General features: G+C 39.9%; 15 protein-coding genes. 8 read left to right on the forward strand and 7 right to left on the reverse strand.

What is annotated here, in order from left to right; translation table 11 throughout:
• Positions 1 to 6: 6 nt before the first annotated feature.
• Positions 7 to 1302 carry a BamA/TamA family outer membrane protein gene (locus tag C5745_RS03765; protein ID WP_105715651.1) on the reverse strand — a complete coding sequence of 432 codons (1296 nt, stop codon included), beginning with the start codon at positions 1300 to 1302 and terminating at the stop codon, positions 7 to 9.
• A 47-nt stretch (positions 1303 to 1349) separates the two neighbouring features.
• Positions 1350 to 3125: an ABC transporter ATP-binding protein gene (locus C5745_RS03770; RefSeq protein WP_105715652.1), complete on the reverse strand. Its 1776-nt coding sequence runs from the start codon at positions 3123 to 3125 to the stop codon at positions 1350 to 1352.
• A 45-nt stretch (positions 3126 to 3170) separates the two neighbouring features.
• Between C5745_RS03770 and C5745_RS03775 the strand changes: the two genes are divergently transcribed.
• The 7 genes from C5745_RS03775 (at position 3171) to C5745_RS03805 (ending at position 8844) form a co-directional block, all read left to right on the forward strand.
• Positions 3171 to 4286: a Leu/Phe/Val dehydrogenase gene (locus C5745_RS03775; RefSeq protein ID WP_317046831.1), complete on the forward strand. Its 1116-nt coding sequence runs from the start codon at positions 3171 to 3173 to the stop codon at positions 4284 to 4286.
• Positions 4287 to 4348: 62 nt separating this feature from the next.
• A complete protein-coding gene (gene nusB, locus C5745_RS03780) occupies positions 4349 to 5296 on the forward strand; it encodes a transcription antitermination factor NusB (RefSeq protein WP_165793012.1) in 948 nt (315 codons plus the stop codon).
• 4 nt (positions 5297 to 5300) lie between these two features.
• Complete coding sequence (locus C5745_RS03785) at positions 5301 to 5732, forward strand: DUF1573 domain-containing protein (RefSeq protein WP_105715654.1); 432 nt, start codon at positions 5301 to 5303, stop codon at positions 5730 to 5732.
• Positions 5733 to 5789: 57 nt separating this feature from the next.
• Positions 5790 to 6110, forward strand: coding sequence for a preprotein translocase subunit YajC (gene yajC, locus C5745_RS03790; protein ID WP_105715655.1), 321 nt, complete (start codon positions 5790 to 5792; stop codon positions 6108 to 6110).
• A 238-nt stretch (positions 6111 to 6348) separates the two neighbouring features.
• A complete protein-coding gene (locus C5745_RS03795) occupies positions 6349 to 7296 on the forward strand; it encodes a CdaR family protein (RefSeq protein WP_105715656.1) in 948 nt (315 codons plus the stop codon).
• 1 nt (position 7297) lies between these two features.
• Positions 7298 to 7894: a dephospho-CoA kinase gene (coaE, locus tag C5745_RS03800; RefSeq protein ID WP_105715657.1), complete on the forward strand. Its 597-nt coding sequence runs from the start codon at positions 7298 to 7300 to the stop codon at positions 7892 to 7894.
• Positions 7891 to 8844 (forward strand): MBL fold metallo-hydrolase, encoded by a 954-nt coding sequence (locus C5745_RS03805; protein ID WP_105715658.1) that lies wholly within the window; start codon positions 7891 to 7893, stop codon positions 8842 to 8844. The genes coaE and C5745_RS03805 overlap by 4 nt, the downstream gene beginning before the upstream one ends.
• A gap of 215 nt (positions 8845 to 9059) precedes the next feature.
• Here C5745_RS03805 and purH read toward each other — a convergent pair whose 3' ends face one another.
• Positions 9060 to 10586, reverse strand: coding sequence for a bifunctional phosphoribosylaminoimidazolecarboxamide formyltransferase/IMP cyclohydrolase (gene purH, locus C5745_RS03810; RefSeq protein WP_105715659.1), 1527 nt, complete (start codon positions 10584 to 10586; stop codon positions 9060 to 9062).
• A gap of 218 nt (positions 10587 to 10804) precedes the next feature.
• On the opposite strand from purH, the gene C5745_RS03815 reads away from it, so the two are divergent.
• Positions 10805 to 11566, forward strand: a complete 762-nt coding sequence (locus C5745_RS03815) for a 3-keto-disaccharide hydrolase (protein ID WP_105715660.1) — start codon at positions 10805 to 10807, stop codon at positions 11564 to 11566.
• A 52-nt stretch (positions 11567 to 11618) separates the two neighbouring features.
• On the opposite strand, the gene purN is transcribed toward C5745_RS03815, so the two are convergent.
• The 4 genes from purN to C5745_RS03835 all read right to left on the reverse strand — a co-directional run bounded on the left by purN (position 11619) and on the right by C5745_RS03835 (position 15622).
• Complete coding sequence (gene purN / locus C5745_RS03820) at positions 11619 to 12194, reverse strand: phosphoribosylglycinamide formyltransferase (RefSeq protein WP_105715661.1); 576 nt, start codon at positions 12192 to 12194, stop codon at positions 11619 to 11621.
• A 101-nt stretch (positions 12195 to 12295) separates the two neighbouring features.
• Positions 12296 to 13741 (reverse strand): serine hydrolase domain-containing protein, encoded by a 1446-nt coding sequence (locus tag C5745_RS03825; protein ID WP_105715662.1) that lies wholly within the window; start codon positions 13739 to 13741, stop codon positions 12296 to 12298.
• A gap of 113 nt (positions 13742 to 13854) precedes the next feature.
• Positions 13855 to 14592, reverse strand: a complete 738-nt coding sequence (locus C5745_RS03830; protein WP_105715663.1) for a LytR/AlgR family response regulator transcription factor — start codon at positions 14590 to 14592, stop codon at positions 13855 to 13857.
• A complete protein-coding gene (locus tag C5745_RS03835; protein ID WP_105715664.1) occupies positions 14585 to 15622 on the reverse strand; it encodes a sensor histidine kinase in 1038 nt (345 codons plus the stop codon). Before C5745_RS03835 ends, C5745_RS03830 begins: the two co-directional genes overlap by 8 nt.
• Between the last annotated feature and the right edge of the window lie 4 nt (positions 15623 to 15626).

The raw sequence follows: 15626 nt of genomic DNA on the forward strand, positions 1-15626 counted from the left end.
TCTGATTTAAAAAGCTTCGTTTAACCCAAGAAATAAACCACGCTGACCGAATCGACCAATGGCATAATCAATACATAGATTTGTTCGGGTAGCTTTATTGAATAGCACACGTAGCCCTGTGCCACCCGCTGGCTGCCACTGCTGGAACAGCTTTGTGCCCAGCCGATCGTCGGCCGTTTGGACATTAGCGAAGACAACTCCGCTTAAGAACTGATTCCGCAAAATAGGAAATCGGTACTCCACTTCGGAGTAGAAAAAGGAATTTCCTTTGAAATAGCCATTGGTGTATCCGCGTCCGGTACGCGCAAATGGATCTTTTCCTGTGCCGGGAAGGTCAAGATAAGCTTGGCTGCCCCCGACGTTATACGATCCCCAATGCCAAAATGCCAATACGTGATTGGGACGATTTTGTGATAATTGCCAGTACTTTCTGAAATCGGTTTGCAGCTGGTAGGCGTTTTGGGCGCTTGCCATCCATTTTTGGCTCATTCGCAAAACAACATCAGCGTAAATGCCCTTATAAGCATTGTTAGGATTATCACGCGTCATGTATTGCCAATTGAACATCAATCCATTATTGTTATATTTCTCCGCATTATAGCCTGTCAAGTCGCTATATACCTCTAAAGGAGTAACTTCATGGTTGCCTAGCGTATATACATTACGTTTTAATTCAAAAAATATTCCTGCACCGACAAACATATTTGGTGACAATCTTTTGTAAATCCGTTCATTAAGACCATAAACCATAAATTGGTTGACAAAGCGCGTACGGTCCGGGTTATTAAGCGTTTGTTCTTCTGGAATATCGGTTTGCACCACATTCCCCATGCCCATACCGTAATCTAGTCCCACGCTTTTAGCAATAACAATTCCCCCCTTTAAATTCCATTTATTTCTGGGGGTGTAAATATCGTGCATCAAGTAACCGTAGACGATTCCTCTTGTGGTATAGCTTAGCGCGGTAGCAAATGTTGACATGGTCGTGTTTTCTGGATCTCCTACGTACACGCCGCCGAAAACTTTTGCTCCAATTTGAAAGCCAATGCTGGGGTTATAATTGATATTCGGAAGAATGGAAATCCCGGAACGTTTTTTGGAAACCCGGGTTGTCGTATCATGGCGGACGAACCTAATAATATCCTTTATGCCGTCCCCAATATCATATAGATGGTCAAAAGTCTGCGTTGTAGTGTCTTTTGTATCTTGTGTGCTGAGTGTGTCTTTCAATACTACCTGTTGCCCAAATAGCCCAGAACAGTAAATAAGGAGGTAGAATAGGAAGACCCACTGTTTATGCATCTCACAAAAATAAAAATATTCGTTATACTTTTTTGATTTATAACGTTTTATTCGGCTTCTAAAAGTTGTTTTTCATGTAATTCAAAGTATTCCCCTTCTAAGGCCATCAATTCCTCGTGTGTGCCTTGCTCGACAATACGGCCTTCGTCCAATACCAGGATATGGTTGGCGTTTTTGATAGTGGAAATGCGATGGGCGATGAAAATAGTCGTTTTATTCCGCATAATACGACTAAGATTATGGAGAATTTCTTCTTCAGTTTTGGTGTCGACCGCCGAAAGACAATCATCGAAAATGAGTAGCTGTGGGTCTTTAACAAGCGCCCGCGCGATAGACACCCGTTGCTTCTGGCCACCGGATAACGTGAGACCACGCTCGCCAATCGAGGTCTGAAAGCCATTGTCGAAATTCACAACGTTGTCGTAGACCGCCGCATCTTTTGCCGCTTGCTCCACCTTATCTTGTTCTAATATATCTAGGCCAAAAGCAATGTTATTCGCAATCGTATCTGAAAAGAGGAATACCTGTTGTGGTACAAAGCCGATCTGAGAGCGCAATGCCTTTATTTTTATTTGTTGTAACGGTGTGCCGTCATAATAAATGTTGCCTTGGTCAGCATCATACATACGTAATAGTAAGTTCGCTAATGTTGATTTTCCTGAACCTGTTTTTCCGATAATAGCTAGTGTTTGTCCGCGTTTTATGGTAAACGATAAATTGTCTATTGCTTTGATACCCGTTTCTGGATAGGTGAACGAAAGATTTTCTACACGTATATTTCCTTGAAGTGTAGGAGTCGTATCACCGTCTTTAATTTCGGGTTTTGTTTTTAAAAACTCATTGATTCTTTTTTGTGATGCTGCAGCCCGTTGGAATAAGGAGGTTACCCATGCTAACGACATTGCAGGGAACGTGAGCTGATTGACATACATGATAAACTCAGCTATGTTTCCGGCAGTAATCGTTCCGTTAGTGACCTCGATACCGCCAACATATACGGTGATAATGGTGCTGAAACCGATTAGGAAGATAATTAATGGAAAAAAAATGGCTTGTACACGTACGAGATCAAGTGACACCCTATTGTAAACGTTACTTTCGTTCCTAAATATGTCCATTTTCTGGCCTTCGCGGGAATAGGTTTTGATGACGCGAATCCCCGAAAAAGTTTCCTGCACGAAGGAAGACAGGGTAGATAGCTGCCGCTGTATTCTTTCGCTTCGTTGATTAATAATCCTATTTATAAACAGGATAAGTGCTGATAGAATGGGGATCGGTAGCAAGGAATAGGTGGCAAGTTTTGGATTCACATTATACATGGCATAGATAATCATGACAGACAGTACCACGGTGTTAATTGCGTACATGATGGCTGGCCCTAGGTAGTTTCTGACCTGATTGACGTCCTCTGTGGCACGATTCATCATATCACCAGTATTGTTCTTCCTAAAAAAAGAAAAATCCAGTTCCTGATAATGATTGTAAATCTCATTTTTGAGATCGTACTCGATATGTCGTGACGTAAGGATGATTGTCTGGCGCATAAAGAATAGAAAGATGCCCCGTAATAAGGAGAGTGCCAGGACTACAATACCAAAAAATAGTAGGCTGCTGCCGAATACCTGGTACACTAATTCTTGCCTATCAAAACCATCATATAACCGATAGAGATCGATGTTTTCCTTCACAAGGTCAAACGCTTCTCGGATAACGACCGCTGGTAGGATGCCAAAATAGTTGGATATAATGACAAATAATACACCGGGAATGAGTTTCCAACGGTATTTGTAAAAGTATTTATTAAGATAAGCCAACTCCTTCATTGGAAACAAATGTAAGGCTAAAATTTGAAAAAATATTCCCTACTTTTGCAGAAGCAAAAAGTATTTAATATACGGCGTTTAAGCAATGTTATGGAGGTAAACGATTCTTCTGTTTTTGACAAGATGGCCATTTCTGGTCATCAAAACTTATTTTTCTGCCAAGATAAAGCGGTACAATTGCAAGCAATTGTAGCCATTCACGATACGACATTAGGCCCTGCGATTGGCGGTGTTCGCATGTTGCCATATGAATCTTTAACAGATGCCGTTGACGATGCGCTGCGCCTGTCAGAGGCAATTACCTATAAGGCTTCGTTGGCTGGACTTAATCTGGGAGGGGGCAGCGCAATTATTATTGGTAATCATCGAACAGAAAAAACAGAAGTTTTAATGCGTCGATTCGGAAAGTTCATAGAAGGACTTAATGGAAATTTTATCGCTTCGACGGATATCGGTACGACACAGAAAGACTTAGAATACATGTTGTCTGAGACGGACTACGTAGCTGGTTTGCCGGCGTCTTTAAATGGAGGAGGAGACACAACGATTTTTGCGGCGAGGGGAGTTTTTTATGGTATCAAAGCAGCGGTAAAGGAGTTATATGGAGATGACGGGTTGGCGGGTCGAAAGATTGCGGTACAGGGTGTCGGGGGCGTTGGAGAGCAATTGGTTGCTATGTTACGCGCGGAGAATGCACGCGTCTACGTTTCGGATATGACCGAAGAACGCAAGATGAAAATAGCAGCGAAATATAAAGCGGAGCCAATTACCTACTCGACTAGTTTCGAACTTGATGCTGATGTATATGCGCCGTGCGCATTGGGAGGGACCGTGAACCCCGAAACAGTGCCACGTATGCGTTGTCGGATTATCGCCGGGTCTGCCAATAATCAGCTGAAAGAAGAGGGGGAAACGAATAGGTTGCTTAAAGAACGGGATATTTTATATACACCCGATTTTTTAATTAACGCTGGTGCGTTAATTAGTTGTTATTCTGAGCTAGAGGGATATGGCAATGAACGTACAGAAGCGTTGATTAAAAATATCTACAATGCAACCCGTCATGTCATCCAAAAATCCATTGAAGATGATATTACCACACACGAAGCTGCAAAACAATTGGCGGAAAAGCGTATATTTGACATCAAGAAAATCAAATAGCGTAAAGCGTGGAAAAGTATAATACGTTCTTATTTATATACAATCGTTCTTTAAATTAAATTATGCTTAATAGAAGGCACCTTAGGGTGAAAGTTATGCAGACGCTATATGCGTTTAGTTTATCTCAGGATAAACAAGTGAAAGATTTCGAAAAGATACTCTTGACAAGTGTTGACGAAGTTAACCAAATGTATATTTGGACACTGAACCTGCTTGACGAAGTTGCGGAATACGTACTAATCGATGCGGAGGGGAGGGCCAATAAATTTTTGCCAACCGAAACGGATAAGATCTATACGACGAAATTAAATAGTAATAGTTTTATAGAGTCCCTTCGGCAAAACAGAAGTTACCTGGAAAACGTAAAGAAATATAAGGTCTCTTGGACGTTCGATCCCGAAATAGTACGTTCTATCTTCGCGCAATTGAAAGGATCACCTGAATATATGGCTTACCTGCAGCAAGAGGATAGATCTATTGCGGCAGAGAAAGATATTATCAAGTTTATCTTTAAAAAAGTGATCTTGAAGTCGCCTGAAATTGAACAAGCTTTCGAAACAAAATTTATCAACTGGCCTGTGGACAAAGAAGTGTTGCAAGCTATGATAGCTAAAACGTTCAAAAACTTCAGCAGTGAAAATCCGGGGCAAAACAAATTAGCTGATTTAACACCTAACTGGGATGAGGATCGGGAGTTTATCGTGGAACTCTTAAAGCAGACTATTCGTTATGGGGATGAATATCAGCAGCTTATATCTGTTAAAACAAAGAACTGGGAAGCAGATCGTATAGCATTAGTCGACACGTTATTGATGCGTATGGCAATTTGTGAACTAATTAACTTTCCGACGATTCCGGTGAAAGTTACGATCAACGAATATATTGAGCTCTCAAAGGCATTTAGTACGTCAAAGAGTAATACATTTATCAATGGTATTTTAGATAAAATATTCGCCGAGCTGACTCAGCAAGGACGGATCCAAAAAACGGGTAGAGGACTTAAAGGTTAATATAATGAATATAATTAGATCTTTTTTTATTTGTGCTGTATTAGCTACTTTGGTTTCTTGCGGGAACGCTGGTAACAAGGACGCACAAACGGTTGATACGGCAGCTAATGAATCTGCTAAAGGAGGTAAAGTTGAATTCAATGAGCCTGTCTTTGATTTTGGAGAGGTGAAAGAGGGCGACATAGTAGAAAGGATATATACTTACACGAACACGGGGACAGCGCCCGTAATCTTGTCTCAGGTTTCTGCGTCGTGCGGTTGTACGACACCATCGTATACGCAAACTCCTGTCCTTCCAGGTAAATCTGGCGAAGTAAAGGTAAGCTTTGACAGTAATGGGCAAGTGGGCAAACAGCAAAAAATTGTAACAATTGTTTCAAATGCTGATAACCGGGTCACAACCATTCAATTAAAAGGAGAGGTTTTACCGAAATAAGGATAAATGTGCTTTTAGTAAAAAAATAGTATTGTAACTTTTAATTTTATATATAATATGATAACTACGTTATTGCAAGCGACACCGGGAGGCGGTGGATTGATGAGCTTCCTACCTATGATTCTAATTGTTGTAGTATTTTATTTCTTCATGATCAGACCACAAATGAAGAAGCAAAAAGACCATAAAAAATATATCGAGGAACTAGGCGTAAATTCAAAAATTGTGACTACAGCGGGTATCCACGGACGTATTGTAGAGGTTAGTGAAACGACGTTTCTTGTGGATGTTGGTTCGGGAGTGAAAATCCGATTCGACAAATCTGCCGTTGCTTTAGATGCTTCGAAAGCAGCAAACGGTGAGACGGTAAAGAAATAAAATCCGTTTGTGCAACATAAAAAAAGAGAGCGTTTCAGTGAAACACTCTCTTTTTTTATAGTATTAATCTAATATTGTTTGTACAATCCCATCCTTGAGCTCTATTGTCACATCCGGATATTTGAAGTTTGCACAAATTTGTTTTTGCATGAACTATTATTTCAAATATCCGAAGTGACGCTTTTTTGTTTCCTTTTTTCTAAAAAAAGGAAAATTAAAAATCACTATTTTTGTCGTTATGATACAACCGCGCATCACGAAGATAAAACGTCGAAAAATCGCAATATTTTTACGGTGTTTGGGTATTTCATTTATTGCGTGGTTGCTATTTGCCGTATCCACGGAACAAATATTTCGTATCGATGCGGGTATTTCCTATGTGAATATTCCGGAAAACAAGGCATTTCATCCATTACAATCGGATACAGTCAGTATCCGGATGCGAATGAGCGGTTGGAAAATGTTCATGAAAAGACTGCACCCAGATACGCCACATGTGCAAGTGGATTTAAGCGGGCTAAAAACGAGGAACTATATTGTATTTGCGAATCAATTGGGATACATTAACCGACAATTTCCTGCAGATAACCAAGTGATAGGCGTAATACCAGATACATTGTATTTCGACTTTTCTAAACAGACGCAACGAAAAGTGCCAATCCGCCCACTATATGATATACACTTTAAAAAGCAGTACGGCATCATAGGTGACATGCGGGCTAATCCCGAGTATGTGACTGTCACAGGTCCATTGGAAGATGTTGCCAATATAGATTATTTGGAAACTGACACGATCCGAGGTACGGAAGTAGCAACAGATGTTCGCACGATTGCCTATTTAAACAAACATCAAAAAAATAACATAACGATTTATCCTACGTTTTCAGAGATTACCATTCCGGTGGGAGAAATTACGGAAAAGGTGATCGAGCTGCCACTCAAAGTGGAGAACGCTTCGCGGTATACTTCCGTTCGTACCTTACCAAGCAAGATTAAAGTTACGTTTCTGGTGTCGTTGAAAGACTATAATAAATGGTCGGCAAGGGATTTTGAGGCTATTGTAGACATGGAAAGTTGGGAAAGGAATAAAGTACAAAATCTGCCTGTAATCTTAACGAAAATTCCTGAACACTGTCAGGTGATTAGTATAGAGCCACAAAACGTTGATTTTTTTGTAAGGAGATGATATGGGATTGAAGATTGGCATTACTGGAGGGATAGGTTCGGGAAAGAGCTACATAGCGCAAGTCTTCAAAGCGCTAGGAGTACCATTTTACGATGCGGATAAAGAAGCGAAAGAATTAATGAATACGAATCCAGCTATCATACACGCGTTGATATCGGAATTCGGAAAAGCGGTTTATGATATAGAGGGCCGTCTGAACCGCGGTTATTTGGCCTCACATGTGTTTCGAGATAAAGAAAAACTAAACAAATTGAATGCGATTGTTCACCCTATCGTAATTAAGCATGGAGAAGACTGGACATTATCACAAAACTTTCCATATTCATTGAAAGAAGCAGCTTTGCTCTTTGAAAGCGGTTCATATAAAAAACTGGACTATACCATCTTGGTGACAGCACCAATAGCTGTTCGTATAACACGTGTTATGCAGCGGGATGCTATAGCAAAGGAAGAGGTGATGGATCGTATAAACGCGCAACTGCCCGACGAAGAGAAGCAAAAACTTGCTGATTTTACAATTATAAATGACGGCTCAATCCCCTTACTTCCGCAGATATTACCGTTACACAGCCAGTTTCTAGAAGGGCGAAAAGTATGAATGAGATTTTGGATGATTTTTTAGTAAGAGATGATATAGGCTACTATTGTCGATATGGAAACTTTTATATAGATGCTATGCACCCCGTTGCAAAAAATATCATATCGCATGCACACGGCGATCATGCCACCAATGGGCATCAAAAAATGTACGCTACGGCTGCCACATTTGCATTTATGAAAAATAAGTTTGCGAAAATGGTGATAAATAATCTTGTAGAGATAACGTTCGGACGTTCCTTTATGTTAGAGGATGTACGTGTTACTTTTTTTCCTGCGGGTCATATATTAGGTTCTGCACAGATTTTGATGGAATATCTAAGGGTGAAATATTTGTATACGGGAGACTATAAACTGCAGGAAGATGCCACTTGTGAACCGGTCGTATTGTCAAAAGCTGATGTGCTGATCACTGAGTCGACCTTCGCGAATCCTGCCGTATCCCATCCAGACGTTAAAGAAGAGATTTTAAAGTTAAAAGATAAGCGAAGTAATATTATGCTTGGATGTTATACATTAGGCAAAGCGCAGCGCCTAACGGCATTAATTAACGATTTATTACCGGAGAGAGAAGTGTTGGTTCATCATAAGATGTATGCTGTTCATAAATTATATAATGAATTGGGATATAAGGCACTTCGCTTTACCTTATATAATCGCAAAGTGATGAAAGAGGGGAGTGCCAACAAAATCTATTTGGTACCTCCGCTTACGTTCAACAGCTATTTTAAAGCAAAAAACGTATTGAAAGCATTCGCCTCCGGTTGGGAGCGGTTACAAAAACAAAACGACATCGAGTTATATATTTCTGATCACGTAGACTGGAAGGATATTCTGTATTTCATTGACAAAGTACAGCCGAAACAGATATGGACAATCCACGGGGATGGGAAATATTTAAAAAAACATTTCGCCGGGAAACTTATTGTCCGGGATATAATAGCGGTTTAAAAATCGGCATTTTTCTTGTAGTAGTTTAAAACGAAAGAAAAAGCGTTAACGTATGAATCGATTTTTTAAGACAATAATTGCAGGATGGGGAGCTAAAAAATTGGGCCTTGGTTGTTTTGGAACAATTATCGCATTTATTATTATTTATTGGCTGTTAGGATATTTATAAAGAGGGCAGTGCCATAACCAATGCAATGCACCGCCCTAATATCTATTTAGTGCTTAAAGTGTCTTACACCGGTTGTGACCATCGCCACACCCTTTTCATTGGCCATCTCAATAGATAGCTGATCCTTGATAGATCCGCCCGGTTGTAGTACTGCTGCTACTCCTGCATCGCCCGCTATTTCAACGCAGTCGGGGAATGGGAAAAAGGCATCAGAGGCCATTACACTCCCCTTAATATCGAAACCAAAAGATTGTGCCTTTTCAATAGCTTGTTTTAACGCATCCACGCGTGATGTTTGCCCGACACCAGAAGCAATTAAGGTATTGTTTTTAGCAAAAACAATCGTATTTGATTTTGTGTGCTTTACAATCTTATTCGCAAAATATAAATCGTTTAATTGCGCTGATGTTGGTTGAGTTTCGGTAACCGTTGTCATCGCGTCAGGACCTTCCACAGTGTGATCTTTGTCCTGTACGATAACGCCGTTCAATAACGTTTTGAACTGTTCTTTAGGCAGCTGGACATCCTTGCGTTTTAAAATGATGCGGTTTTTCTTTGATGTCAATATGTTCAGGGCATCCTCCGTATAAGAAGGCGCAATAAGTACTTCAAAGAAAAGGTTGCTGATTTCGTTCGCTGTTTCTTTATCAATCTCTCCGTTGGTAATCAATACACCTCCAAATGCCGAGACAGGGTCACATGCTAAAGCATCAGTCCACGCTTGTTTAATAGTAGGGCGAGAAGCAACACCGCAGGCATTTGTATGTTTTAGAATGGCAAACGTAGGGTCGTCAAACTCATCGATGATAGCAACGGCCGCGTCTACATCCACTAAATTGTTGTAAGAAAGCTCTTTTCCGTTTAGTTTGTCGAACATAGCGTCCAAATCACCGAAGAAAGTTCCTTTTTGATGCGGGTTTTCACCGTATCGCAGTGTTTGTGCTTGTTGAACTGATTGCTTAAAAACAGCAAGCGGATTTTCTTGATTGAAATAATTGAAAATTGCAGTATCGTAGTGCGAGGAAGTGTTAAAAGCCCGTTTCGCAAATTCTCTGCGCTGCTCCAATGTAGTTTGTCCCTCTTGTGCAGCTAAGATAGCTTCAAGCTCTTGGTAATCACTTTTCGATGAGATAATAACCACGTCGTTGAAGTTTTTCGCGGCAGCACGGATTAAAGAGATACCGCCGATATCTATCTTTTCAATAATATCTTGCTCCGAAGCGCCAGAAGCCACTGTTTCTTCGAATGGGTATAGATCTACTATGACGAGGTCAATTTCGGGAATTTCGTATTGTACTAACTGTTCTTGATCGCCTGCTAATGGTCGACGTGCTAATATGCCGCCAAATATTTTTGGGTGTAGTGTCTTTACACGGCCACCTAAGATAGAAGGGTAGCTAGTTAAATCTTCTACCGCGACAACGTCGACTCCCTGCTCACGGATAAATGCTTCCGTACCGCCTGTAGAGTAGAAAGTAACTCCGTATTTATTCAGTAGCTTAATGAGGGGGGCTAAGTTGTCTTTGTAATATACCGACACCAAAGCATTTTTAATTTTAACAGGATGATTCATATGTGTAAACATTATTTTTAAGGGCCATATGGAATATCCAGATTTCCTACGGAGAGCTCGCTACGCTCAGTTATACTCATTTGCATTGTAGTGAACATGGATATTTCATCGCTCTATTTTTGGAGTGACAAAGATAAGAATTTAAGTGGTGGAAAAAACATAGCCTTTTAAATTTCACGGATATTTTCTAAATTTAGCCCCACTCAATAAAAAATCAGATGCTTTCAGATATTCATAATTTTACCTGTATACATATTAAAAATATAAAAGTAATTAAGCTCGTTTGTGTTTTAGTTTTATCGTTTTTCGCCGCGTGCGGTGATGTAGCCAATACAGAGCCCAATACACTGAGCGAAAAAGAGAAAAACGAAGGATGGGAATTGCTTTTCGATGGGCGATCTTTGTCTAATTGGCATGTTTATAACCGAGGGAATACGCCGTCTGCTTGGATAGTACAAGGAGGCGTCCTTTATTGCGATCCCAACAGTGATCTCAAAAAGGCGGATCTGGTCACAGACGAAGAGTTTGAAAATTATGAACTGACATTTGATTGGCAATTGGAGAAAGCGGGCAACAGTGGTGTTTTTGTGAACGTTCAGGAACAACCCCATATTGATGCAACCTACCATTCCGGACCGGAATATCAGCTTCTGGAAGATTCACATGCCGACTTTGACAAACCGTTGAAACGGCCTGGCTGTTTATATACGTTTTTCCCTCAGAAGAACTTTGTAAAAACAAAAACAGTGGGAAAATGGAACCATTCCCGGATTAAACAAATAAATGGAAAAACGGAATTCTATCTTAACGGCAAGATGACGGCTCAAGTAGATTTCAATTCGACAACATGGAAGAAGTTAGTCAGCAGTAGTGCATTTAGGGATTATCCAGCATTCGGAAAACATAGCAAAGGACGTATTGCGCTACAAGATTGGTCAAGGGGAGTGTCTTTCCGAAATATTAAAATTAGACAGCTATAAAGAACAGTTTCGGCTGTTAAAAACAAAATAGGGGAGACGGTATTATTCCAATTTAATTATATTTCTTTAATAGATTCTCTATGATTTTTGGAAAATATTGATGCTCTAATTGCTGTCCTTTAAACTTGATAACTTCCAATGTGTCCTCCGCTTCAATCTTGAACTTAGCTTGGTGGATGATTTCCCCTTCGTCGAAGTTTTCATTCACGAAATGGATGGTAATGCCATGTTCTTCGTCTCCGGCTGCAAGAACAGTCTTATGAACAGTATCGCCATACATTCCCTTTCCTCCATATTTAGGCAGTAAAGCAGGATGAATATTGATGATTTTATTTGGGAATGCTTTCAAAAGATTTTGAGGAACTAACCATAAAAAACCAGCTAGAACAACCAGGTCTATTTCCAAACGTTTTAAAATATCAATGATCTCTTCCGTTTCATAGAAAGTTTTCTTGTCAAAAACATGAGATGGGATTTCAAAGTTGTCGGCACGTTGTAGAACGTAGGCTTCAGGATTATTGCTCAACACCAAAGCTACTTCGGCCAGATTGGAATACTTAAAATGCTCCATAATTTTCTGTGCATTCGAACCCGAGCCGGAAGCAAAAATAGCAATGCGTTTTTTCACGATAATGTGTCTTTTATTTATTAAGTTGATTTTTTACCCAAACTTAGGCAATTTTTCGGATACTTTCCAGTGCGCGTTTATCTTTCTAATAAAGCTCTTGCCTATTCCCCCAACAATTTTTCCATGATTTCCTTACTGATCGGATGCACGCTTTCGGAGGCATTGGATAGAATGACCACCGCTGTTTTGGTATCTGGAGAGATGCCTATAAACGAACTGCTGCCTGCCGTTCCGCCCGTGTGATGGAAATATATTATACCGTCAAGCATGCTCATGTGCCAGCCTAAGCCAATATCCATATTATCTGGCGTAAAAAAAGTGAATTGTCTCGTTAAGGCCATCGCGTTCTGTAGTTCGTTTTCTGGCATTTTGAATTGTTCGACCGCAAACAGCATAAGATCGCTAATGTTGGATTTTAATCCGCCAGCACCTATCATTATTTTCCAACTCCACAGGGGTGTGCTACTTCCTTGTCCATCTAATCCTGAGAGAACTGTATGCTCCTTTTTTACATTTGGTTTATCGATTGTACCGGTAAGCTGTAAAGGATCCAAAATTATCTCTTGTAGACATTCCATGTAAGATTTTTTCTTGATAATAGCAATCAGCTCGCCCAATAACCCATAACCAACGTTGCTATATTCATATTCCAAGCCCGGCTCACGCAGCGGTTGATAGTGCTTTAGATAACTAAAAAGTGCTTCCTGATCATAACGTGCAAATGGGTCTTTTTCATTATATCCAGTAATCTGGTTCCAGTTATCGGCCATACGCGGAAGTCCGGATGTGTGGTTGGCCAGACTTTTAAAGGTAATTCCTTTCAATGACGGATTGGAAGAAACTGAATCAGGGAGGAAGTGTGCGATGGAGTCGTCCAACTGGATGATGTCTTTCGTGACGAGATCAGCAAGCAATGTCGCTGTGAATACTTTGGTTATCGACCCTATTTCATACAATGTGTTTTCTGTGGGAAGTGTATTGTTTCCCTTCTCGGTTTCACCGTATAGGAAAGTTTTGTATTTATTTTTGTGAAAAACAGCCACAGCCAAAGACTGTGTGTTCGCTTTTTTGATATAGGTGTGGGCTACGGAATCGATGTAGAAATCTAAGGGAGTTTCTTTTTCCACTTGACTAATCACTTCTTCTTTCTCCGGTGTTTCGAGTTTCTCGGTCCTATTGTCTGCCGCCGCAGTAAAAGCCAATGCGGTATAATGATATGTACTGTCTACGGCTAGTTTAGCGAGTAATTGACGTTCTTCTGTAAAATATACCCGATAAGTGGCTGTTTTACCTTTAAAATCTTCCACTTCCACATCGGTTATTCTACCTAATTGGTAAAGATTCTGCAGCATAAAGGAGAGCTGGTCCTTGCTAACTTGTGCTTTAAAACCATCGGAGCCAAGATTATAAATAGAGTCTGTCATTTGCATATTAATGAAAAATTCTATCTTATTGAAAACAGCTCGATTGGCTTCTTCTGTCCTCGTTTGTCCCAATCCCGTCAGCGCGGTGCACATCAACAGTAAGAAAAATAACTTCCGAATCATGCGGCAAAATTACAGAAATATCCCCTTCTTATAAAACACTAAACCGTGTAATGATAAAAATACATATGCTAGATGGCCATTAAAAGACAAATATTTAGATGAGAAAGAAAGCTTTATAAGCCAATGACTTGTTTTAAACGCGCATATCCCGATTTACTGATATTGATTTTTTCCCCTGTTAACAATGTGGCGATGTAGCTTTCTTTTTCCATCGGTTCAATTTTTGCAAGTTGATCTACTTTCGCGATAAACGAGCGATGTACCCGTACAAATTGCTTGGAATCCAACTGTCTTTCGAAAGAACTCATTGTCTTGTTTTTTAAAAACATGCCGTCTTTCGTGTGTATTTTGACGTAGTCGTCGTATGCTTCCAGATACACAACGTGTTGTACAGGGATTATCTTAATTTGTGAGCCATTTTTGACAACGATGCGCTCCAATGTTTCTTCATCTCTAACAGCGTCGATTTTTGCGGAAGTTTCCTTCGGAGTTTGGCCAAGATGTCTATTTTTGAATTTTGTTAATGCCTGTTCGAATCGATCTCTATTGATGGGTTTTAGAAGATAATCAATAGCGTTTTTCTCAAAAGCTTTAATAGCAAATTCGTCAAAAGCTGTTGTAAAGATGACGTTGGGCATCTCGTCTAGAATCTCCAACATTTCGAATCCTGTCAATTTTGGCATTTGAATATCCAAAAAAATAAGATCAGGACGTATCTGTTGAATCATTTTTGCGCCTTCAAAGCCATCTCCGCATTCAGCAACGATTTCGACATCATGGTGTTGTTGCAAATATTCGGAGATAACCATGCGTGCTAAAGGCTCATCGTCTATAACGATAATCTTAATCATATTGTGGAATTTTTAGGGTTGATGTAAATATATGGTCTTGAATAGAGGTTTCCAATAAATCTGTACGACTATACAGTAAGAACAGTCGACGTTGGATACTGGAAAGCCCAAAGCCGGTGCCCTTTCTGCCCTCAAACTGATCGGAATCAAATGGATTTGTAATCTTTATATACAACATATAGTTTTCTATACGGATATCAATCGTGATTTCGACTTCCCCAATCACGTTATATAAACCAAATTTGATAGCATTTTCTAATAGCGGCTGGATAATCATTGACGGAACTTTCGCGTAATTTGCTTCCTCTTGCAAGTGGAATTTTGTCGTTAAGCGATGCCCGAAACGTACTTTCTCAATATCAAGATATAGTCGTAAATGGGCGATTTCATCCGTAAGCGGGATTAGTTGTTTATCATCTTTCCGCATCGTGCCACGTAAGAAATCAGAGAGTTGGAATGTCATATTACGCGCTTCGTCAGGCTTAATGCCGATAAGAGCGATGATTGAGTTAAGGCTATTAAACAAAAAGTGCGGTTGAAGTTGTTGTCGCAAATTATACAATTCCGCATCCCGCAGTATGCGTTCTGACTCCTCTTTTCTTTTTTTATTTTCCTCATACTCTTCCTGAATATTCCAAAAAACATTGATAATTGTTACACACAGTAATAATAGAAAGTTAATGATAAAGCGATAGGGTAAAACTTGGTAAAAACGCGACAACGAGAAATCGTCAAAAAACTGATTTAGGAAAAATATAGACAATCCGATACTCACAACGGTCAGAACTAAACAGATTAATATAATTTTCACATATTGATTTTTGCGCGGTAAATAGAACTGCAACGTGCTGTAAATTAGATAACAACAGATGGTGACCGAAAGCGCGCCCACTATCGGCTCATAAGGTGCAACCGCTTTGGGACTAAGGTCCCACCATAATAGGAAATAAGAAACAGCAAAATACAAAATGCAGATCGTCCATGCACTAACATGGATTAGACGGTTTTTTGTCGTTAACTTAAACGTCATTTAC

It is taken from the genome of Sphingobacterium haloxyli (genome assembly GCF_002980525.1).
Taxonomy (GTDB): Bacteria; Bacteroidota; Bacteroidia; order Sphingobacteriales; family Sphingobacteriaceae; genus Sphingobacterium; species Sphingobacterium haloxyli.

Coding starts and splice junctions, on each gene's coding strand:
- C5745_RS03765 (WP_105715651.1), bottom strand. CDS start 1,302: ATGCATAAACAGTGGGTCTTCCTATTCTACCTCCTTATTTACTGTTCT.
- C5745_RS03770 (WP_105715652.1), bottom strand. CDS start 3,125: ATGAAGGAGTTGGCTTATCTTAATAAATACTTTTACAAATACCGTTGG.
- nusB (WP_165793012.1), top strand. CDS start 4,349: ATGCTTAATAGAAGGCACCTTAGGGTGAAAGTTATGCAGACGCTATAT.
- C5745_RS03785 (WP_105715654.1), top strand. CDS start 5,301: ATGAATATAATTAGATCTTTTTTTATTTGTGCTGTATTAGCTACTTTG.
- yajC (WP_105715655.1), top strand. CDS start 5,790: ATGATAACTACGTTATTGCAAGCGACACCGGGAGGCGGTGGATTGATG.
- C5745_RS03795 (WP_105715656.1), top strand. CDS start 6,349: ATGATACAACCGCGCATCACGAAGATAAAACGTCGAAAAATCGCAATA.
- coaE (WP_105715657.1), top strand. CDS start 7,298: ATGGGATTGAAGATTGGCATTACTGGAGGGATAGGTTCGGGAAAGAGC.
- C5745_RS03805 (WP_105715658.1), top strand. CDS start 7,891: ATGAATGAGATTTTGGATGATTTTTTAGTAAGAGATGATATAGGCTAC.
- purH (WP_105715659.1), bottom strand. CDS start 10,586: ATGAATCATCCTGTTAAAATTAAAAATGCTTTGGTGTCGGTATATTAC.
- C5745_RS03815 (WP_105715660.1), top strand. CDS start 10,805: ATGCTTTCAGATATTCATAATTTTACCTGTATACATATTAAAAATATA.
- C5745_RS03825 (WP_105715662.1), bottom strand. CDS start 13,741: ATGATTCGGAAGTTATTTTTCTTACTGTTGATGTGCACCGCGCTGACG.
- C5745_RS03830 (WP_105715663.1), bottom strand. CDS start 14,592: ATGATTAAGATTATCGTTATAGACGATGAGCCTTTAGCACGCATGGTT.
- C5745_RS03835 (WP_105715664.1), bottom strand. CDS start 15,622: ATGACGTTTAAGTTAACGACAAAAAACCGTCTAATCCATGTTAGTGCA.